The following is a 20,121-nucleotide window of genomic DNA, read 5'->3' on the forward strand; positions in this document are numbered from 1 at the left end:
ACTTTATCGAACAGATGGACTAATTTGTGCCATTGGCCTATTACTCATATGCGCAACGTTTTTAATTTTTTTAGAAATACGTAAAGAATACGCCAATCCCTTTCAAAAAGACTGATGCCAGCATCAGTCTTTTTTATTTCATTTAACCCGCTTTACTGGCAACAAAGGGGTTATGTTGCTTTTCAAAACCAATGGTACTGATCGGGCCATGACCTGAAATAAATTGCGTTTCATCAGGTAGGCTAAAACATTCACGCTGAATAGAATCCAATAACTGTTGATGATTCCCGCGTGGAAAATCCGTCCGACCAATAGAGCCTTTAAACAGTACATCTCCTGTCCATAATAAACCGTAATTTTGGTTATAGAACATAACATGCCCTGGGGTATGACCCGGTGCAAAACGAACTTCAAACGCTTCATTGCCCAAGGTTAACGTCTCGCCTCCTTCCAACCACGTAGTAACTTCAACTTTTTCAGGAATAGGAAATCCATAACGTGCGGAAACCTCTTGAATCATATCGAGCCAAAATGCATCTTCTTTATGTGGCCCAATAACAGGCACATTCCATAATTTTTTTAATGCACCGACAGCACCCGCATGGTCTAAATGACCATGGGTTAGCCAAAGTGCCTGAACCTTTAAACCCAAAGCTTCAATTTCAGCCTGTAATTTTTCAGGCTCACCACCTGCGTCAATCAATATGGCTTCTTTGGTTTCAGAGTCCCAAAGAATTGAACAATTTTGCTGAAATGCCGTAACCGGCACAATTTTGACTTGCAACATTTGGCTAAACCTCAGAACCTTAGTGGGCTAATGTGTGCTTTACGGCATCCAGATTAGCTTGAAGCAATGTATTGAGCAATTGTAAATGATCTGCTCGCGCATTCAATGCAGGAATATAGTGGTAACGACCACCACCAGACGACTGAAATAATTCAGCATTCTGCAAGGCTAATTCTTCTAGCGTTTCCAAACAATCAGCTGAAAATGCAGGGCTAATCACCTGCACAGACTGTACGCCCTGTTCACCCCACGCTTTCAGTACAACATCTGTATAAGGTTTAACCCATTCTTGCTTACCAAAGCGCGACTGAAAACTGATGGCCCATTGTTCATCACTCAAACCCAGCTCAGACGCTAGCAGTGCCGCAGTCACTCGGCAACGCTCTGCATACGGGTCGCCTTTGTCGGCATAAGGTTGTGGAATTCCATGAAATGACATGAGTAGTTTTTCTGGCTGACCATGCTCTGCTTGATAATCGCGCACACTTTGTGCCAAAGATTGAATAAATAAAGGATGTTGATAATAGTCACGAATAATCGAAATACCGGGCAAATTTCGTTGCTTTAGAATCCATTTTGCTAAGGCATCATACAATGGTGCTGTCGATGTGGCCGAAAACTGCGGAAACAAGGGTAAGAGTACAATATGATCTTGGGGATGCTGTGATAACTGTTGTAAAAGAGCATCTATACCGGGGTTACCATAGGTCATTGCAGGGACAATATTTAATTCAAATTCAGGATATTGCTTGGATAAAGTTGCTTTGACGCCCTGCACCTGTTGCAATAAAATTTCCCGCATTGGCGAGTCTGAATTCCATACCATGGCATAAGCATGCGCGACCCGTTTAGGGCGAAATGGTAAAATAAATAACCGCAAGATGAATTGCCAAATTGGTTTTGGTATTTCAATGACCCGCTGATCAGATAAAAACTGCTTTAGAAATCGCCGTACTGCGGGAACTGTTGGCTCATCGGGCGTGCCCAAATTTGCCAAAATAACCGTGATTTTCGCTTTAGACACAGCAGACATCAAACCATCCCAAATTATATGAACAAAACTACTTTAACAGCTTTATCCCATTTCAATACATGGATTAGTACATGGTTTTAAATTGAAAAACCCGATTTTCATCCAATAAATTACTTTCCATTAATTTTTGTGCTTTGGGGGTAATTTGCCACAACATACGTTGGCGGTCATCTCGACCAGACTGAATAATCCACTCGTTTTGACGCATTTGCATTTTAATACTATGTAAAGCACGAATATTAATTTGAGCGCGGGCAACAGCATGTGCTCGTGGCATTTCTACGCGGGCGTCTTGTATACCTGTTTCATTCAAATATTCATTCATCCGTTTAGAGAAAAATTCTTCTGGCGTTGGATGCACAAATGTGGTGCCCAAAATGGAGAGCAACTGCGCCCAAGTCAGCTTTTTTTGAATTTTTAACTCTTTAAAATTACCATCTTGATAGGCATGCATTCTATATTCAAAAGAGAACGGCTCATGCATAGAAACTTTAGGTAAACTTAGGAACGGATCGACTTCACGTTTGCCTGCTTCTGTTTCCAATTGCTCCAGTTTACTTTTTAAATGGTCAATTTCATCTTGTAAGACTTGTATATTTTGCGGACGCACCCAACCCAGTACAGGTGAACGCTCCAACATTTGTGGCAAATTAAACCGTACTGCCATTTCTAAATCGCGCATTGAACGGTAGGTAAATACCTGATCAACTTCATTTTGTAGTAGTTTTCTAAATTCTTGAAATTTTTCGCGTAGTTCAGGTTTATCATCATGTAAAGCCCCATCACGTGCAGAGGGTTCTTCATGCATAAAGACAATAATCGGCTTTTGTTTGGTGACTGCATAAATATATTCCAAGTGCATATAGCCCACACCCGAAACAGATTGCTCTCCATACGCACTGCCCAGTAAAATCACGACGTAATCACAATCATCAATTTGGCGACGTGCAAAGGCGGTACTGAGCGGTGTTCGCTGTTCCAAGCCCCATGAGAAAAAACCCATACCAACCAGAGTCTGAGCCAAAACAATCCGTTCTGGCTGCATTTCACTGCCAGATGTAGAAATAAAAACCTGATAACGCTTATCGAGCATTGGTTATCCCCTTCCAATTGCATACTTGCACCGTTATGCAATCAATCTTGCATAGTCTAGCGACAACCATGACTTCCCCAATATAAGAAATAGTTATTACATAAGTAACCAAAAAAACTAATTTAATTTATTTAGTCATTAAATACCAAGATTACGAATCGTCCAAGTCAAATCAGCTGAAATCAAACGCGTTAAAATTGGTGTTAAACATGTCGCATTCTGGCCACTCACGTAGCACTCTATACGAACCATATCTTTACGAACTTGTTCAAATAATAACTCATTTTTTATTAAAATGCGGGCAGTTTGACGCGCAACGGCAACTCCAGAGTCAATTAATGTCAGTTTATGACCAAAAATATGCCAAATTGCCGTTTTAAGGAAGGGATAATGTGTACAACCCAAAACTAAAAAATCAGCGCCTTGGTCAACTGCAGGCTGTAAAATCTCTTGTAAGGTTTGCAAGCATGCTGCGCTCATCTGTGCCCCTGCCTCCACAAAAGGCACCAACTCTAAACTGGTAATAGGGATGACTTTTACTTGCGCAGGTTTGGCAAAACGTTCAATTACATCTTGAATTAATTGTCCACGAAATGTCGCAGGTGTCGCTAATACAGCAACCGTTTTGGTTTGACTTTGTAAAACGGCAGGTTTTAAAGCAGGCACCAAACCAATGATCGGAAAGTTTTCGCCATAATGCGCCCGCAAAGAATCCAAACTAAAGGCCGAAGCGGTATTACATGCAACCACCGCGGCTTTACAGCCTTTGCGGTACAACCATTCAATGGCCTGTGCTGTCAGTTCGCGAATATCTTGATCTTCACGTGGGCCATATGGTACATGCGCTGTATCTGCATAATAAACAATATGTTCATGCGGTAAATAATGGGCAATTTCTTGCGCAATAGACAGCCCGCCAATTCCCGAATCAAAAATACCAATTGGTGCTTCTGCCGTGGCTTTTCGCATCGGATTATTTAGTGGATAACGAGGATGAATGGCTGTCATAGCTTCAAGTTCAGAAGTTGATATCAGATGCTGAAATCTTAAACCTCAGGTGCCTAATTGCAAGTAAAAATCGCCACTTTTCAAGCTTAAGACTGCTTCACCCTGCTCATTCTCAAAAAGCTCTCCCATTTCAATCAAATGAAAAAAAGTCGAGCGTTGAATTAAGGCGTTTATTCCAAAGCGAACAGCAATATAAGGTCGAAATTCTCCTGCAAATTCACGCATAAAAATGGGATGAGCTTCATCTACAATAATTTCATCTTGTGTGGTCGAGGTGAGCTGAATATAACGTTTACCTGCAATTTCAACCTGATCCACTTGACTGATGAATAAAGGTTCATCTTCTACCTGTATTTCAATCTGTTCGGCAGGGGTTTTTAAATAGAATTTTCCATCCTCTTTCCAAAGCACGGTAGAAAATAAGTTGATCAGAGCTTGGCGCTTAATCAATTGACCTTCGTGCCACCATTCACCATTGGCTTTTACCGTCAAATCCATTGCACCGCAATGCTTTGGGTGCCATTGTTCTAAAGGTGGAATTGACTTTTTGTGACCGGACTGTCCATCTTTTAAGTATTGTGCAATATCTATTAAATTTCTATGATCACTGCTGAGTGCAGATTTTGCCAAATTTGGAGTTTTTTCGTGATTATTCATGGCAGAAGACCCTAATGACGGCAAAATAAGATGATTCAGCCAATTGGCTAGACCAAGGTTTAAAACTATACTAGCCCACAATATAAAGACACAATAATAAATTTTGTGTCTAGGCCTTAAGAACACTCATGGCAGCACTGTTGGCGTAAGTCAAATACAGTTGCCACCTTCAAACCATATGAGGAGTCCGACATGGAACACATCGAACGTGAATCGATGGAGTTTGACGTAGTAATTGTTGGCGCAGGCCCTGCTGGCCTTTCTGCTGCAATTAAAATTCGTCAACTTGCAATTGAAAATAACCTGAACGATTTGTCCGTTTGTGTCGTGGAAAAGGGCTCCGAAGTCGGTGCACACATTTTATCAGGTGCGGTTCTTGAACCTCGTGCAATGAATGAATTGTTCCCGAACTGGAAAGAAGAAGGTGCACCTTTAACTGTACCCGTGACTGAAGACCGCACTTACTTCTTGTTATCTGATGAAAAGTCGCAAGAAGCACCACATTGGATGGTGCCAAAAACCATGCACAATGATGGTAACTACGTTATCTCTTTAGGCAATGTGGTTCGCTGGTTAGGAACAAAAGCTGAAGAATTAGAAGTGTCTATTTTCCCAGGCTTTGCTGCTTCTGAAATTTTGTACCATGAAGATGGCACGGTTAAAGGCATTCAAACGGGTGACATGGGCATTGGTAAAGATGGCGAACCTACCCATAACTTTACCCCTGGTTATGAACTACATGCCAAATACACCATTTTTGCTGAAGGTTGCCGTGGCCATCTTGGTAAACGCTTAATTGAACAGTTCAATTTAGCCAAAGATGCTGACCCGCAACATTACGGTATTGGGATTAAAGAGCTGTGGGAAATTGACCCAGCAAAACACAAACCAGGTTTAGTCATGCATGGTGCAGGCTGGCCGTTAAATGAAACAGGTTCTTCAGGTGGCTGGTGGTTATATCACGCTGAAAATAACCAAGTAACTTTAGGTTTGATTGTTGACTTGTCATATACCAATCCACACATGTATCCATTCATGGAAATGCAACGCTGGAAAACTCACCCACTGATTAAGCAGTATTTAGAAGGTGGTAAGCGTATTTCTTATGGTGCGCGTGCGATTACCAAAGGTGGTTTGAATTCCCTGCCTAAATTTACCTTTGCAGGTGGCTCTTTAATTGGTGATGACGCAGGTTTCCTCAACTTCGCTAAAATTAAAGGTTCTCATACGGCAATGAAGTCAGGCATGCTCTGCGGTGAAGCCGTATTTGAAGCCATTGCTGCCGGTGTCGAAAAAGGTGGTGACTTAGCCGTTGCACGTGTCACTGAAGGCGAAGATTTCTTTGCCAAAGAATTGACCGCTTATACCGAAAAATTCAACAGCAGTTGGCTAAAAGAAGAGTTACATAGTTCACGTAACTTCGGCCCTGCTATGCATAAATTTGGCCAATGGTTAGGTGGTGCATTTAACTTTATTGACCAAAACATCTTTAAAGTGCCATTTACCTTACGTGATCTTGCACAAGATTTCAGTATGCTAAAAACCACAGATGCAACAACCTTTAAACCAAACTATCCAAAACCAGATGGCAAATTAACTTTTGACCGTTTGTCTTCAGTATTTGTGTCAAATACCGTGCATGAAGAAAACCAGCCCGCGCATTTAAAACTGACAGATGCTTCAATTCCAGTGAATGTCAACTTGCCAAAATGGGACGAGCCTGCACAGCGCTACTGCCCAGCGGGTGTGTATGAAATTATGGAAGAGAATGACGGTTCAAAGCGTTTCCAAATTAACGCAGCCAACTGTGTGCACTGTAAAACTTGCGACATTAAAGACCCGTCACAGAACATTACTTGGATAACACCTGAGGGTGGCGGTGGCCCGAACTATCCAAACATGTAATTTGGATATAAGTAATGATCGAGCGTTGCTCGGTCATTACGCAAGATGGAAGAGCATTTACTTTTCCAATAAAAAATCCCTGTCATATGCAGGGATTTTTTATTTTAGAGCAAAAAGACCTTAACCTTTTTGCACCAAATAATGGAATTCTTTATGACCATTTTCGTCTAATCGTTCTTCTTGCAGGAGCAATTCATGGCCCAAATGCATACAAAATTTTGGAATATCCCATGAGGTTGAATTGTCTGTTGCGAATACTTCAACCACATCACCCGATTTAGACTTGCGGATGGCTTGATGCAACATCATCACAGGTTCAGGACAACGTAGCCCTCGGGTATTCAGTTGAATTACAGGCGTAATCGCGGACTCAGACATTGCGAAACTCAATAAATAAAATCTGACTTATTTTATCATAGTGCAAACCGTTTTTTGCACCACGCGTTTATAGTCCACTTTTGCCTTGAGAATATCTATCACCCTATTTTACTAATTTTGCCAAAAATCAGTTTCAAGCGTGGATAGCCATTCATCTCAATTTCATTCTATGTAGCATAATCTAATGTATTCATTTTAGCTTCAACCTCAGTCTCATCATGAACGGCTAAGCTTTTCAAAAAAACTCATACGCATACAGATAGACAAGCACTTTTTCTAAGGTATGATAAAATCACATTTTTTAGATATTAAGAGTCTTTAGGAAAGATCATGCACGAGGAATCAGGCCCGTCCTGGGGTATGCGCGGCTTACGTAAATGGTTAGGTACTGCGCCAGAAACTCGCGACGAACTGCTAAAATTAGTACAAGATTCACGTCGTTTTTTAGAACCCGATACTGTTGCAATGTTGGAAGGTGTACTTGACCTTCCTGCAACCAAAATCCGCGAGGTTATGACCCCGCGTACTGCAATGATTAGCCTCCAAGAAGATGATGAACTGCTGGATATTTTGCATGTGCTGATTGAATCGGCTCACTCTCGCTTTCCGGTTTTTTCATCTCATCAGCCCGATAATGTGGTGGGTATTTTACTTGCCAAAGACCTCTTACCGTTTTTAACTGAACGTAGTACTAAGGTGGATATACGTGCATTGATGCGTCAACCGCTGTTTGTGCCAGAAAGTGCCCGTTCAGACCAAGTTTTACGTATGTTAAAAAATACCCAGACGCATATTGCAATTGTTATTGATGAATATGGAACCACATCAGGTTTAGTCACGCTAGAAGATATTCTAGAAGAAATTGTCGGTGAAATTGAAGATGAACACGACAACATAGATGAAGAAGCCGAATTTATTATTCCAGACCCTGATCACAAAACTGCAAATGCATGGCGGGTTCAAGCACTTACACCAATTGAACACTTTAACAATGTTTTAGATGCAGATTTTTCTGACGATGAAGTAGAAACTGTCGGCGGTCTTTTGCTTCAAGAAATTGGTTTAGTGAGCGATTTGCAAGGTCAAGTGATTGAAATTGAAAATTGGGAATTTACGATTCTAGAAGCAGATGCACGCACCATTCATCTGATTCGAGCTGTCCGTAAATGAGAACTTATTTTAATAAGCTGTTAAACCCATCAAAACAACAAAAACAGCTCCCTTTTATCTATCCATTACTGATTGCTTTATTTTCAGGGGCAATTTTTAGCTTTGCACTCGCACCTTATTATTATTGGTGGCTGGCGATTCTTTCGCCTGCTTTGCTCTATGCATGCTTACGCAATCGTAGTGCCAAACAAGCTTTTGCTCTTGGCTGGGTTTACGGCATTGGTTTATGGTTTGTAGGTGCCTTCTGGCTTTACACCTCCATTCATGTATATGGCGATACCAATGCATTTTTAAGTGTTTTGATGATTACCATTATGGCTTTGGTCATGGGGTTATTTACAGCCACACAAACTTGGTTATATCGTCGTTTTTTCCCAGAAACCCCCTTAACCTTTGCACCACTCTGGATTTTATTTGAGTGGGCTAAAACGTGGGTATTTACTGGTTTCCCTTGGTTGTTTGCAGGTTACGCATTTACCGAACGCTATTTAGATCACTATGCACCCTTGTTTGGTGTATTTGGCGTCTCGTTTGTAGTCATTGTATTAGCCTGTGCCTTGGTTGAAATCTTAAACAAAAAACTGTTCTGGATGATCCCTTCCGCTATTTTATTATTTGGCGCATGGGGAGCTTCACAACTTACTTTTGTCGAGAAAAAAGCAGAAAAGCCACTTTCAGTTTCCTTAATTCAGGGCAATATTCCGCAAGACTTAAAATGGTTAACGGAATATCAAATGAAGACTTTATTCATTTATGCCAATTTGAGTAAAACAGAATGGGGACGTGACTTAATTGTTTGGCCTGAATCGTCTATTCCTTTGTTCCAAACCGATATTGAACCTTTTTTAGATGCCATGAACGTTCAGGCTAAAAAATCGGGTACGGCATGGGTTAGTGGCATTCCGTATTGGGATCAGGCTGAATCTAAAATTCAGGGCCAGCCAATGTACTACAACAGTATTATGGCGACTGGCGATCACTCTGAAGGTCTCTACAAGAAACAGCGCTTAGTGCCTTTTGGTGAATATATTCCACTTTCTGGTCTACTAAGTTGGGTGCTTCCAGCCCTGCAAAATGACCCTTCTATGAGTGGTTTTTCCCGTGGTGCCAATGACCAAAAACCTTTACTGGTTAAAAATCATGATTTAGGCGCGGCCATTTGCTATGAAGTGGCTTATCCGAATTTAACTCGTCGCAATGCACAGCAAAGTGATTTCTTAGTGACTGTTTCAAATGATGCGTGGTTTACAGGAACTGCGGGCCCTTGGCAACATTTACAAATGGTACAAATGCGCGCCAAAGAAAATGGACGCTGGTTTATCCGTGCGACCAATACAGGTATTACCGCTTTCATTGATCATGAAGGCCATATTGTGAAACAAGCGCCTCAGGACAAAGAAGCCGTACTTCGCGGTGAACTTCCTGCCATGCAAGGCGAAACCTTATATATGCGCCTGAGTGATTGGCCTATTTTAGGCTTTGCAGTGTTGTTGCTCATTTTGGGTTGGATCTACCGTCCACGTAAAGTTGATGTTTCCTTTAAGTCACGGCGTTAAGGTATAGCGGTTTGCTGAGTGTTCTTCTACAACAGTATCTATGTAGATGACTGCAACAAAGTGAACCCAAAAAATCCATCCAATAAAAAACCGAGGTTATGACCTCGGTTTTTTATTTTTTAGCACTGCTGTTTTTACATGGATGAAAAAAACATACTCTGTATTTTTAAATTTGGGTGGCTAAGTAAGAAATCATTCCTGCTAAAGACAGCATCGGAAGATAACGATACATATGCACAATGACCTGCTCAAAAGCATTTTCATCTTGCTGTTTTAAGTTTGCGACAGTCGCCTGTAATGCAGAGCAAAAACTTAACACCAATAACGTGCTTAATAGGCTCAATGCAAAAAAGCCCACGACAATTTGGCTACTTCCTTCAGTGCTGTGCCACAAATGCAATATAGCTTGGCTCATCGGAAGAATGCTTAAAATGAGCAGTACAGATTTCAGCATCGTCCAATGAAATTGGTTAATTTCATCCGATAAGATAAATGCTTTCATTCTCTCCTCCTCTGGCGAAAAAAGTGCCATATGAAACATTATGCAAGGTTTCATTTAAATTAACAGACTATATTTCTTCATATTTTTAAAATATTGTAATCAATAATCTTGCTAATAATTCTTATTATAAATCTCAAATCGCATTTATTTTAATATATTAATTATTATCAGTACTTTATATTATTATTGATAACTAAGATTGATTATCACTTCACTCAATATTAAATTATCCCATTCAGTGAAGTGTTTTATTCTATAAAAACCAAATAAGTGATTATCTTTGATTAATGTTCATAAAAAATATCGGCATCATTCCCTTCACCGCCCGATTGACCATCTGCGCCAAATGAATACAAATCATATGGGCGACCCTCTGAACCCGGAATAACATATTGAATATCATTTTCCCAACTGTCTTTTGGATAGCCACCTTTCACATAGCCACCCGGTAACCAATTTTTTGCAGACTCCGGCTTATTCACTAATGCACCTAAACCGCCATCTTGCATAGAGGGAAATTTACCATTGTCCATTTTGTACTGGTCTAAAGCACCCGCCACACTTTTTAAGGTAATTTCAGAAGTATCGACTTTGGCTTTTTCACCGCGTCCCATGACATTGGGTACAATCAAGGCAGCCAAAACGCCTAAAATAACAATCACCACCATTACTTCAATTAAGGTGAAACCACTTTGCTTCGTATTTAATCCATTGCGTTGCATGTATTTACTCTCGTTAATCGGGTGTTCTATTCGCGGTTAAATGTATCTTTTTTAAATCATATTATTCATATTGACGATAGGCAGCATCACCGCAATGACTATTACCAAAACAATACTGGCCATTAAAACCAACATCAGCGGTTCAAGCAAAGCCAATAGCGTTGATATTAGCGTGGTGACTTCCCGATCTTGCATGTCTGACGCACGTTCTAGCATTCGGTCTAGTTCACCAGAGGCTTCACCGCTTCGAATCATTTGTACCATCATTGGTGGGAAATAACCACTTCGCTCCAATTGGGTTGCCAAGTTGCCACCTTCGGTGACTTTTTCAGCCGCGACATTGACAGCATCGCGAATCACCCAATTATTACTAACCGCCGCGCCAATTTTTAAGGCATCGACCAATGGCACGCCCGACTTGGTTAAAATCGACAGCGTACTGGCAAATCGAGCAGCATTAATTCCCTTAGATAATCGACTCAATAAAGGCAACTTTAAAGTCAGCCGATCAAAAGCATAATGCCCTGCTGCTGTTCTTAAAAAACGAATTAATAGGAAAATACCCAAAGCCGTTCCTGCCAATAAAAATGGCCATGCCACCCGAATAAAATCACTGGCTTTCATCAATGCCACAGTAATCCATGGCAATGCACCTTTGTCCTGATCAAAGGTTTTGACAATATCGGGCACGACATAAGTCATCAGTCCCATCACAATGGCAAAGGACATCAACATTAAAATAATGGGGTAAATCATGGCCCCTTGCACTTTCTTTTGCATGGCAAAGCGGTTTTCGGTGTAATCGGCCAGTTGGTCTAAAATTAAGTCCAAATGCCCTGAGCGTTCGCCTGCGGCAATGGTCGCAATGTACAATTCAGGAAATCGCCCCGACTGATTTAATGCATTGGCCAAAGAGTGTCCTTCCAACACTTTGGAACGCACAGACATCAACAAATTTTGCACGTGGGCTTTTTCATTTTGTTTTCCCACGGCTCGAATCGCTTCTTCCAAAGGAATAGCGGCCACCACCAACACAGACAATTGACGTGTCAGTAGTGCAAGATCATAAGAACTAATGCCTTTTTGAAACCACTGATTTTGGGCATGCTTATCTTTTTGTTCGACAGGATGAACAGCCACAGGAATAAGTGCTTTATCGCGTAATTGCTGACGAATTTGACGGGCAGAATCGCCTTCAAGGACACCCTTCTGTTGCTTCCCTGAAGTATCGATGGCAGTAAACTGATATGCTGGCATTGTAATGCTCTAATTTTCCAAATATTTGGGGCCACAGAGTTGCACCCACCCCTTAAAATCATTCATATTCGTAGATATAAAGACGGTCTTCACTTTAGCATAACTCCATATTGATCACGACGACATTTAAAATAGGATGACATCAATTTTCTATGCAAGTTTCAGCCCCTGCTTCATCTCCGATTTACCGCGTTCGCGTTGCCGTTCCAGTCTATCTATATGACTGTTTTGACTATAGCCTCAGCGCAGAACAGTACCAGCAGGCGCAATTGGGCGCACGGGTAGCTGTCTCTTTCGGTCGGCAAAATTTAGTGGGGGTGATTGTTGAAAAACTGGCACCAGATGCACCTATTGATCCTAAAATTAAATTAAAAGCCATCAGTGAATTATTAGATGATGTTGCCATTTTAGACGCCAAAGTTTTAAGTTTGTTGACATGGGCCGCACAATATTACCAATTTCCAATGGGGGAAGTAATTCAAAGCGCGTTGCCCACCTTACTGCGTCAAGGCAAACCTTATAATTTGCTGGCCAGAACGTGGAAACTGTTAGATGCTCATGCTGAAGACAAACTCAAACGTTCCGAGCGACAGCAAGAAGCCTACAAAATCTTGAAATTGCATCCTATTGGCACCTCAGAAAATATACTGAATTTAGCAGGAATTGAAACAGCCACACTCAAGGCTTTAGCAAATAAACAAATTTGCGAATGTGTACTGGAAGCTCAAGATTTCAGCCCAATGCCGATAACCATGGCGCAAATGCCCTTAACCGCCAATCCAGACCAGAAAAAAGCCATAGACACGGTATTAAAAGCGCAAAAAAAATATCAAGCCTTTTTATTAGATGGTCTAACAGGAAGTGGCAAAACCGAAGTCTATCTACAAATTATGCAAGAGGTGCTCAAACGCGGTAAACAAGTTTTGGTTTTAGTCCCCGAAATTGGTCTAACGCCACAAACCATCAGCCGTTTCCAGTCGCGTTTCCACTGCAATATTGCCCTGCTTCATTCAGGCTTAACCGACTCGAAGCGTTTGCAAGCATGGCAAGCCGCACAGACCGGTAAGGCCTCCATTATTTTAGGCACCCGTTCTGCCATTTTGACGCCTATGCCCAATTTAGGCCTGATTATTTTAGATGAAGAACACGATCTGTCCTTTAAACAACAAGAAGGTTTTCGTTATCACGCCCGAGACATTGCGCTGTACCGCGCGCATTTAGAACAATGCCCCGTAATATTGGGTTCTGCTACCCCAAGTATTGATAGTTATGCCTTGGTGCAAAATGGCAAGATGACCAGTTTGGAATTGAATCAACGGGCAGGTTTAGCGCTCATGCCAAAAATTCATGTATTGGATTTAAAAGTTGCGCAAAAACAGCATGGCATCAGCCAAGTCTTGTTAGATGAAATCAAAAAGCGACTAGATAAAAAAGAACAGGTTTTGGTGTTTTTAAACCGTCGTGGTTATGCACCCGTACTCATTTGCGACAGTTGTGCATGGCAGGCCAAATGTCCACATTGCGATGCTAATTTTACTGTACATCGCACGCCATATCAGCACTTGCATTGCCACCACTGCGGCACAGTGCATCGCATGCCAGACCATTGCCCACAATGTGCCAATACCGAACTTAAACCCATTGGTATGGGCACAGCCAAAGTCGAAGAAAACCTAAATGAAATGTTCCCAAATTATGAAGTGATTCGTGTTGACCGTGACTCAACCAGTCGAGTGGGAAGCTGGCAAAAAATTTACGATAAAATTCAAAAAAGTGAGCCTGCCATTTTGCTTGGCACACAAATGTTAGCCAAAGGGCATCACTTTCCCTACGTGACTTTAGTGGCTATTTTGGATATTGATTCAGGCTTGCTCAGTGTCGATTTTCGAGCCACAGAGCGTACTGCACAGTTGGTGGTACAAGTCTCTGGTCGGGCTGGTCGCGGTGAACGCAAAGGCGATGTTTACTTGCAAACATTACGTCCAGACCATCCACTTCTTAACACCTTGGTACAAGAAGATTATCGTCAATTTGCCAAACAAACCTTAAAAGAACGCCAAATTGCACTGATGCCCCCTTTTCGTTATGCAGCTCTTATTCGCTGTGAATCGAAAGATCAAAACTTAAACACAGATTTTCTACAGCAACATGCCCAATTTTTAAGGCAGAGTTCTGAAAATACAATTGATATTTGGGGACCAATTCCTGCGCCAATGGAACGTAAAGCGGGGCGCTATCAATCACATATGGTGTTGTTATCTACAGACCGTGCCCGATTACACTTTTTTATTCGGCACTGGTGGCAAAATATGTTGCATCAAAAGCCGTCCAGTATGAAACTCAGCTTAGACATTGACCCGCAAGAACTCAGTTAAATCAATGCTGATACTCGAATCAGCCACTGAGTAAATGTGTAATATTAAACATAGATCAGGACGACGCATGCCGCTACTGCTGCAAATCACCATCTTCTTAGGCGCTTCTTTGCTCTTAGTGCCATTGCTCAAGCGTTTAGGCATTGCCACTGTGCTGGGTTATCTTTTTACTGGTATTTTACTAGGCCCTAGCGTTTTAAACATTGCCAGTGACCCAGAAGCCATTCAAGAATTGGCTGAGTTTGGCGTAATCTTATTGATGTTTATTATTGGCTTAGAATTGCGCCCACAACGTCTGTGGCAAATGCGCCAATCTATTTTTGGTATGGGAAGCCTACAAGTTGGTATTACTGGTCTACTATTAGCAGTTATTAGTTTCTTTGCGCTACAACAAGGCATTGCCACCAGTTTTGTAATTGGCTTTACATTGGCACTTTCTTCAACTGCATTTGTTTTACAACTACTGGCAGAAAAACAGCAACTCAATACCACGTATGGTCAGCAGTCTTTTTCAATTCTTTTATTTCAAGATATGGCCGCTATTCCGCTAATTGCCGTCATTCCGTTACTGGCAGGAACTGAATCTACTCATCATGGTATTGCCTATTTTGCAGCAATTATTGCCACCTTTACTGGCCTGTTTTTATTCAGTCGCTACCTCATGCGCCCCTTCTTTCGCTTTGTTGCGAAAAGTGGAGCCAATGAACTGATTACTGCCGTTGGCTTATTTATTGTACTGGCCGTGGTGATGCTAATGGATGTATTAGGAATCAGTACAACATTGGGTGCATTTCTCACTGGAGTATTGCTCGCAGATTCCGAATTCCGCCATGAACTTGAAGCCAGTATTGCACCATTTAAAGGCCTCTTACTCGGTCTATTTTTCATGACCGTCGGTATGACAACACAGCTTTCTCTGTTTATTAGTATGCCTGAATTGATCATTGGCGGTACATTGGTGCTGATGCTCGTGAAAATGTTGTCCCTCACTGCTATCGCACGCTATTTCAGACATTCATGGCGCAATAGTTTGATGTTGGCAACCTGCTTAGCACAAGGTGGTGAATTTGCTTTTGTAGTACTCAATGTTGCTTTAAGTGAAAAAGTGCTGACTCAAGCGATTTTGGAACCCATTACGCTCATTGTAACTTTATCGATGGTGTTAACCCCAATTCTGTATTGGCTTATTTCATCGCAAATTGTGCCCCGTTTTCAGAAAACGGATATTGCCCCACAATATGATGATATTCCCAATGACCACGCTCCGATTATTATTGCGGGCTTTGGTCGTTTTGGACAAATTATTGCCCGTGTCGCGCATATTCAACACCAGCCTTTCACTGCCATTGACAGTAGTTTAGATAAGGTCGATTTCGTCCGAAACTATGGTGGACATGTCTATTATGGCGATGCAACCCAACCCGATATTTTACGGGCAGCAGGCATAGAACATGCCCAAGTATTTGTTTTAGCAATTGATGATATTGAAGACTCAATGAATGTAGCACGACATATTCGTCTAAATTATCCCACTTTAAAAATACTGGTTCGCGCCCGTGATCGTCACCATGTTCATTTATTACGTGATCTAGGGGTTGAACACATTTGGCGTGAAACCTACTTGTCATCGTTGGGTATGGCTTATCATGTCCTGCGAAATGTCGGTGTTAATGAAGACGATGCTTATAAAAGCATTGAATTATTCCGTGACTATGATGAAAAGATGCTCGCTCAACAACAAAATATTTATACCGATGAACAAAAAATTTATGAAACACATCGTAACGCTTTAGCCGAATTGGAACATCTGTTTGAAAGTGATGTTAAAATCTGCCAACCCCCTGTTGGTGTTGACTTACAGCGCAGTTTACAGCGCGACCGCATTGATGTCGCAAGAGATGATCTGCAATGACTTGTGTTTTACAATATTGTCACCATTAATGCAGGGTTATGGAGAATTTTATGTCTGATTTACGCCAACGTTTTTTTATTGAAAACAGCCCTGTACGCGGTGAAGTAGTTCACCTTGAACACGCTTTGCAAACAATTCTTGCACAGCGAGATTACGCCCCTGCCATTCAAGTTTTATTGGGTGAAATGCTGAGTGCGACTGCATTGTTGGCCAGTACATTAAAAATTAAAGGCCGTATCAGCCTACAAATTCAAGCATCTGGCACCTTTAAATGGGGCATGGCAGAGTGTAACCATTTAGGTGAAATTCGCGCCTTAGCCGACTATGAAGAAGACCCACATTTTCTACAGGCAGAAAACAGTAGTACAGTATTAAAAACCCTGCAAAACCCTGTTCTTTTTATTAATATTGAACCTGAGTTTGGTGAACGCTACCAAGGGATTGTACCTTTGGATCAACCGACTTTGGCACGTTGCCTCATGCAGTATTATGACTTATCTGCACAAATTCCAACACGCATTATCTTGGCAAGCACGGCAGAACGTGCAGGCGGTTTACTCATTCAACTGCTTCCTCGTAACAGTGAAGAAGAACAGCAACGTGTAGATGAAGATTTGTGGCCACGTCTGACCATGCTCACCGAAACCATCAAACCTGCAGAACTAACTGACTTAAATGCCAGTGAAATTCTATATCGCTTATACAATGAAGAAGAAGTGCGCTTACCTGAAGTTGAAGTCCTCCAATTTGGTTGTACGTGTTCTAAAGCACGTTGTGCAACTGCATTACAACAAATTGGTATAGTTGCAGTGCGTGAAACACTAGAACATGAAAATCCAATCAATATGGATTGCCAATTCTGTAATACTCATTACAGCTTTAGTGCAGAAGAAGCCTTAGGATTATTTGGCGAACATCTCAGTTAAGTGACCATTTGTTTTATTGCAAACGCATCAATTATTAAAGCGCCCATATTGGGTGCTTTTTTATGTCGACATACAACGTCATTTCAACCCAAGAACAACCCATGATTTCTATGAAGAAAACGGACGAAGTGATCTTGCTATCTGTAAATGTTGTTGTACACTTTGTGCCTAAATAAAGCCATCAACATAATAAAAGCTTTAGACCTATAAATATAAAAAATTAAATAAAATTTGGAATAACCTTATGAATAACACCTTCATTTTCAGCCTATTCATCTGCTTTTTAAGTCTTAGCTATCCATGTTCAAGCGACCGATATTACAGGGACATGGAAAACCATCGATGATCAAACTGGATATGCGCGTACTGAAGTCAGAATCAGTAAACTTAAAGATGAGCGTTTTGCTGGAAAGATTATTAAGGCTCACTCCATTCCGAACCGAATTGCGGTCAGCAACTGTGAAAAATGTGCAGGAAAGCTAAAAAATGCCCCTTAATTGGACTGCCTATTCTTTCAGGTTTTCAACAAAATACAGAAAAAAATAATGAATATGTAAATGGTCAGATTCTTGATCCACTCTCTGGCAACACCTACCAAAGCAAGGGCCATCTCAATGCCAGAGGTAATGTACTGACTATCCATGGCTACATTGGAACAACTTTCCTTGGTCGAACAGTGTCATGGATTCGTATCGAATAAATATAAACTCGGTATTTTTCACATTACCCAGAAACATTAAAAAATAAACCATGCCTTGGCTTAGCTTTTACTGGGGACTTTAAAGCCAATAAAAGCTAATTAAATGCATGCTAGACGGTAATTTTTTTGATTTGATTAGCGGTAAAATCTACAAAACTAAAGCCAAATTGAACGCTACCAGAAAACACTTAACCTTAGGTGGCTATGTTGATGTTTCTGTTATTGGGCGCAGTGTGACTTGGCTAAAATATTAATTTTGCTTTGCATGACAATAACTGGCCTCTATTTAAAGATTTTTCATTGTCATAATTTGAAACAATATGCGACAAATAAGTACTACTCCATTTCGTTGAAGGCTCTTATATTGATTAAAAGATAATCAAATATATAGCGAGTCGATAACGAGATATGGCAAAAAACTATTATGAAGTGTTAGGCGTATCACGGGATGCTCCACAAGATCAAATTAAAAAAGCCTATCGTAAATTGGCACGAAAATATCATCCAGATATTAGTAAAGAAGCGGATGCTGAAACCCATATGCAGGAACTCAATGTTGCATATGACACACTCAGTAATGCAGAAAAAAAGAAAGAATATGACTTTCAATTAGATCATCCAGAAGGTTTTGGTACATTTGGCGATCAAGCACATCATGGTTTTAATGATAGCCAGTTTTATCAACAAGGAAATAATCAACAGGCTGATTTCAGTGGTTTTGAAGATCTATTTGGTCGCTTTGGCTCAGGCTTTGGTGGTGGTAATTATCAATATCAACAACAGAATCGCGCTCAGCAACCCTATAAAGGTGAAGACCAACATGCCAGCATCGATGTCGATTTAGACATTGCTTACCGTGGTGCAACTCAGAATATTACCTTACAAATTCCAACACTCAATGCGTATGGAGAACCTGAAGTACAGCGGAAAACCTTGCAGGTAAAAATCCCTAAAGGCTTAAAAGATGGTCAGCAAATTCGCTTAAGTGGTCAAGGTCAGTTAGGCGTCAATGGTGGGCCCAATGGCGACCTCTATCTTGAAGTCCATTACCGTGCCACTGAACGCTGGCATGTAAAAGAAGCGGACGTCTATATGACTATTGATGTTGCGCCTTGGGAAGCCGCATTAGGCCAAAATATTAATATCCAGACCTTAGATGATACGACAGTACAAGTCAGCCTTCCTAAAAATGCACATACGGGTCAGCAGTTACGTTTAAAAAATAAAGGGATACCAAATAAAACACCAGGGCATTTATATTTGGTATTAAATATAGTAAACCCTCCTGCTCACAGCGCCGAAGAGCAGCAGGCATATCAAGCGTTTGCTGAAGCATTTCAGCAATTTAAGCCTAGACAGCCTTAAGGAGTAGAACTCATGACAACAATTTATTACCGTGAAATTGTATCGAATGGCTGTGAACAGACAGAAATTGTCGACGAACAGCGCAGTTTTGACTTACAACATTTTGCTCAAGCGTGTGGGCAAAGCCCAGAATGGGTATTACAACTTCTAGAATATGACATATTACCCGACCGTCCTGACAGTCGCGTTCATCAATTTTTTGGTGATGATATTTCCCGTGCAAGGCGCGCCTACCGCCTACAAAGGGACTTCGATGCAAGCTTTACCGCTGTCGCAATGATGCTAGATTTAATTGATGAAGTACAAAATTTACGCCGAGAAGTAAAACATCATCAATTCCAATCTCATTAATATTTTTCATCTCTTCCCTGTAGTTCTACTATGGGGGAGTTGGATATTTGTTTCATTTTTACCTGAGAGAACTGTTCAAGCTTATGAAAACGAAAGAATGTAATAAAAAGATCAAAAATATGTTTCCTGAATTTAAAGATCTGATTCAGCAACTACTCGAGCACAACCCCCGCTTCGCCCATCTTTTTGAGCGTCATGCAGAACTCGATCAGGAAATATGTCAATTGGAACAATGTCCCGTGAATCAAATTAATATTGATATAGAAACGCTAAAGCGAAAAAAACTGAAGCTTAAAGATGAAATTTACCGCTTACTGAAACAGAATCAAAATGATGAGTATGCATTCTAAATTATTTTGTTCGATATAAAGTGACTGACAAAACTGTGCTGGCTCGCTATGTTCTTTTTATTTAAAAATGAATA

Annotated in this window: 20 protein-coding genes; 11 read left to right on the forward strand and 9 right to left on the reverse strand. The window is 41.0% G+C overall.

Features of this window, described 5'->3' with window-relative positions; genetic code table 11:
• Window positions 1-142 precede the first annotated feature (142 nt).
• The 5 genes from BBP83_RS01065 to BBP83_RS01085 all read right to left on the reverse strand — a co-directional run bounded on the left by BBP83_RS01065 (window position 143) and on the right by BBP83_RS01085 (window position 4,578).
• Window positions 143-787 (reverse strand): MBL fold metallo-hydrolase, encoded by a 645-nt coding sequence (locus BBP83_RS01065; RefSeq protein ID WP_068885571.1) that lies wholly within the window; start codon window positions 785-787, stop codon window positions 143-145.
• 19 nt (window positions 788-806) lie between these two features.
• Window positions 807-1,820: a ferrochelatase gene (gene hemH, locus BBP83_RS01070; protein WP_068885572.1), complete on the reverse strand. Its 1,014-nt coding sequence runs from the start codon at window positions 1,818-1,820 to the stop codon at window positions 807-809.
• Window positions 1,821-1,884: 64 nt separating this feature from the next.
• Window positions 1,885-2,913 (reverse strand): DUF4062 domain-containing protein, encoded by a 1,029-nt coding sequence (locus tag BBP83_RS01075; protein ID WP_068885573.1) that lies wholly within the window; start codon window positions 2,911-2,913, stop codon window positions 1,885-1,887.
• Between the two features lie 138 nt (window positions 2,914-3,051).
• A complete protein-coding gene (gene murI, locus BBP83_RS01080) occupies window positions 3,052-3,921 on the reverse strand; it encodes a glutamate racemase (RefSeq protein ID WP_068885574.1) in 870 nt (289 codons plus the stop codon).
• Between the two features lie 45 nt (window positions 3,922-3,966).
• Window positions 3,967-4,578, reverse strand: coding sequence for a DUF1285 domain-containing protein (locus tag BBP83_RS01085; RefSeq protein ID WP_068885575.1), 612 nt, complete (start codon window positions 4,576-4,578; stop codon window positions 3,967-3,969).
• A 192-nt stretch (window positions 4,579-4,770) separates the two neighbouring features.
• Between BBP83_RS01085 and BBP83_RS01090 the strand changes: the two genes are divergently transcribed.
• Window positions 4,771-6,483, forward strand: a complete 1,713-nt coding sequence (locus BBP83_RS01090; protein WP_068885576.1) for an electron transfer flavoprotein-ubiquinone oxidoreductase — start codon at window positions 4,771-4,773, stop codon at window positions 6,481-6,483.
• 120 nt (window positions 6,484-6,603) lie between these two features.
• Here BBP83_RS01090 and tusA read toward each other — a convergent pair whose 3' ends face one another.
• A complete protein-coding gene (gene tusA / locus BBP83_RS01095) occupies window positions 6,604-6,861 on the reverse strand; it encodes a sulfurtransferase TusA (RefSeq protein WP_068885577.1) in 258 nt (85 codons plus the stop codon).
• 330 nt (window positions 6,862-7,191) lie between these two features.
• Between tusA and BBP83_RS01100 the strand changes: the two genes are divergently transcribed.
• Together BBP83_RS01100 and lnt are read left to right on the forward strand one after the other, a co-directional pair.
• Entirely contained in the window at window positions 7,192-8,031 is an 840-nt protein-coding gene (locus BBP83_RS01100; RefSeq protein WP_068885578.1) for a CorC family transporter, read from the forward strand.
• Window positions 8,028-9,587: an apolipoprotein N-acyltransferase gene (gene lnt, locus BBP83_RS01105; RefSeq protein WP_068885579.1), complete on the forward strand. Its 1,560-nt coding sequence runs from the start codon at window positions 8,028-8,030 to the stop codon at window positions 9,585-9,587. Before BBP83_RS01100 ends, lnt begins: the two co-directional genes overlap by 4 nt.
• Window positions 9,588-9,753: 166 nt before the next feature.
• On the opposite strand, the gene BBP83_RS01110 is transcribed toward lnt, so the two are convergent.
• The 3 genes from BBP83_RS01110 to gspF all read right to left on the reverse strand — a co-directional run bounded on the left by BBP83_RS01110 (window position 9,754) and on the right by gspF (window position 12,068).
• Entirely contained in the window at window positions 9,754-10,089 is a 336-nt protein-coding gene (locus tag BBP83_RS01110; RefSeq protein WP_068885580.1) for a hypothetical protein, read from the reverse strand.
• Window positions 10,090-10,373: 284 nt separating this feature from the next.
• Entirely contained in the window at window positions 10,374-10,811 is a 438-nt protein-coding gene (gene gspG, locus BBP83_RS01115) for a type II secretion system major pseudopilin GspG (RefSeq protein WP_068885581.1), read from the reverse strand.
• A 51-nt stretch (window positions 10,812-10,862) separates the two neighbouring features.
• On the reverse strand, window positions 10,863-12,068 hold the full coding sequence (gene gspF / locus BBP83_RS01120; RefSeq protein WP_068885582.1) for a type II secretion system inner membrane protein GspF: 1,206 nt from the start codon (window positions 12,066-12,068) through the stop codon (window positions 10,863-10,865).
• Window positions 12,069-12,220: 152 nt separating this feature from the next.
• Between gspF and BBP83_RS01125 the strand changes: the two genes are divergently transcribed.
• The 8 genes from BBP83_RS01125 (at window position 12,221) to BBP83_RS01155 (ending at window position 20,047) form a co-directional block, all read left to right on the forward strand.
• Window positions 12,221-14,443, forward strand: coding sequence for a primosomal protein N' (locus tag BBP83_RS01125; RefSeq protein WP_068885583.1), 2,223 nt, complete (start codon window positions 12,221-12,223; stop codon window positions 14,441-14,443).
• A gap of 67 nt (window positions 14,444-14,510) precedes the next feature.
• Complete coding sequence (locus BBP83_RS01130) at window positions 14,511-16,355, forward strand: monovalent cation:proton antiporter-2 (CPA2) family protein (protein ID WP_068885584.1); 1,845 nt, start codon at window positions 14,511-14,513, stop codon at window positions 16,353-16,355.
• Between the two features lie 50 nt (window positions 16,356-16,405).
• Complete coding sequence (gene hslO / locus BBP83_RS01135) at window positions 16,406-17,281, forward strand: Hsp33 family molecular chaperone HslO (RefSeq protein WP_068885585.1); 876 nt, start codon at window positions 16,406-16,408, stop codon at window positions 17,279-17,281.
• Window positions 17,282-17,747: 466 nt separating this feature from the next.
• On the forward strand, window positions 17,748-17,981 hold the full coding sequence (locus tag BBP83_RS15395) for a DUF2147 domain-containing protein (RefSeq protein ID WP_245669695.1): 234 nt from the start codon (window positions 17,748-17,750) through the stop codon (window positions 17,979-17,981).
• 107 nt (window positions 17,982-18,088) lie between these two features.
• Window positions 18,089-18,235: a DUF2147 domain-containing protein gene (locus BBP83_RS14870; protein ID WP_078055371.1), complete on the forward strand. Its 147-nt coding sequence runs from the start codon at window positions 18,089-18,091 to the stop codon at window positions 18,233-18,235.
• A 154-nt stretch (window positions 18,236-18,389) separates the two neighbouring features.
• Window positions 18,390-19,346: a DnaJ C-terminal domain-containing protein gene (locus tag BBP83_RS01145; RefSeq protein WP_068885586.1), complete on the forward strand. Its 957-nt coding sequence runs from the start codon at window positions 18,390-18,392 to the stop codon at window positions 19,344-19,346.
• A 12-nt stretch (window positions 19,347-19,358) separates the two neighbouring features.
• Complete coding sequence (locus BBP83_RS01150) at window positions 19,359-19,697, forward strand: chaperone modulator CbpM (protein ID WP_068885587.1); 339 nt, start codon at window positions 19,359-19,361, stop codon at window positions 19,695-19,697.
• Between the two features lie 83 nt (window positions 19,698-19,780).
• Window positions 19,781-20,047: an HP1242/YdcH family protein gene (locus BBP83_RS01155; RefSeq protein WP_068885588.1), complete on the forward strand. Its 267-nt coding sequence runs from the start codon at window positions 19,781-19,783 to the stop codon at window positions 20,045-20,047.
• Window positions 20,048-20,121: the final 74 nt, after the last annotated feature.

Origin of the sequence: Acinetobacter celticus (assembly GCF_001707755.1) — a bacterium.
GTDB lineage: Bacteria > Pseudomonadota > Gammaproteobacteria > Pseudomonadales > Moraxellaceae > Acinetobacter > Acinetobacter celticus.

What these genes read in the sequence shown, in the direction of transcription:
- BBP83_RS01065 (WP_068885571.1), bottom strand. Translation starts at nt 787, where the DNA reads ATGTTGCAAGTCAAAATTGTGCCGGTTACGGCATTTCAGCAAAATTGT.
- hemH (WP_068885572.1), bottom strand. Translation starts at nt 1,820, where the DNA reads ATGTCTGCTGTGTCTAAAGCGAAAATCACGGTTATTTTGGCAAATTTG.
- BBP83_RS01075 (WP_068885573.1), bottom strand. Translation starts at nt 2,913, where the DNA reads ATGCTCGATAAGCGTTATCAGGTTTTTATTTCTACATCTGGCAGTGAA.
- murI (WP_068885574.1), bottom strand. Translation starts at nt 3,921, where the DNA reads ATGACAGCCATTCATCCTCGTTATCCACTAAATAATCCGATGCGAAAA.
- BBP83_RS01085 (WP_068885575.1), bottom strand. Translation starts at nt 4,578, where the DNA reads ATGAATAATCACGAAAAAACTCCAAATTTGGCAAAATCTGCACTCAGC.
- BBP83_RS01090 (WP_068885576.1), top strand. Translation starts at nt 4,771, where the DNA reads ATGGAACACATCGAACGTGAATCGATGGAGTTTGACGTAGTAATTGTT.
- tusA (WP_068885577.1), bottom strand. Translation starts at nt 6,861, where the DNA reads ATGTCTGAGTCCGCGATTACGCCTGTAATTCAACTGAATACCCGAGGG.
- BBP83_RS01100 (WP_068885578.1), top strand. Translation starts at nt 7,192, where the DNA reads ATGCACGAGGAATCAGGCCCGTCCTGGGGTATGCGCGGCTTACGTAAA.
- lnt (WP_068885579.1), top strand. Translation starts at nt 8,028, where the DNA reads ATGAGAACTTATTTTAATAAGCTGTTAAACCCATCAAAACAACAAAAA.
- BBP83_RS01110 (WP_068885580.1), bottom strand. Translation starts at nt 10,089, where the DNA reads ATGAAAGCATTTATCTTATCGGATGAAATTAACCAATTTCATTGGACG.
- gspG (WP_068885581.1), bottom strand. Translation starts at nt 10,811, where the DNA reads ATGCAACGCAATGGATTAAATACGAAGCAAAGTGGTTTCACCTTAATT.
- gspF (WP_068885582.1), bottom strand. Translation starts at nt 12,068, where the DNA reads ATGCCAGCATATCAGTTTACTGCCATCGATACTTCAGGGAAGCAACAG.
- BBP83_RS01125 (WP_068885583.1), top strand. Translation starts at nt 12,221, where the DNA reads ATGCAAGTTTCAGCCCCTGCTTCATCTCCGATTTACCGCGTTCGCGTT.
- BBP83_RS01130 (WP_068885584.1), top strand. Translation starts at nt 14,511, where the DNA reads ATGCCGCTACTGCTGCAAATCACCATCTTCTTAGGCGCTTCTTTGCTC.
- hslO (WP_068885585.1), top strand. Translation starts at nt 16,406, where the DNA reads ATGTCTGATTTACGCCAACGTTTTTTTATTGAAAACAGCCCTGTACGC.
- BBP83_RS15395 (WP_245669695.1), top strand. Translation starts at nt 17,748, where the DNA reads ATGTGCAGGAAAGCTAAAAAATGCCCCTTAATTGGACTGCCTATTCTT.
- BBP83_RS14870 (WP_078055371.1), top strand. Translation starts at nt 18,089, where the DNA reads ATGCTAGACGGTAATTTTTTTGATTTGATTAGCGGTAAAATCTACAAA.
- BBP83_RS01145 (WP_068885586.1), top strand. Translation starts at nt 18,390, where the DNA reads ATGGCAAAAAACTATTATGAAGTGTTAGGCGTATCACGGGATGCTCCA.
- BBP83_RS01150 (WP_068885587.1), top strand. Translation starts at nt 19,359, where the DNA reads ATGACAACAATTTATTACCGTGAAATTGTATCGAATGGCTGTGAACAG.
- BBP83_RS01155 (WP_068885588.1), top strand. Translation starts at nt 19,781, where the DNA reads ATGAAAACGAAAGAATGTAATAAAAAGATCAAAAATATGTTTCCTGAA.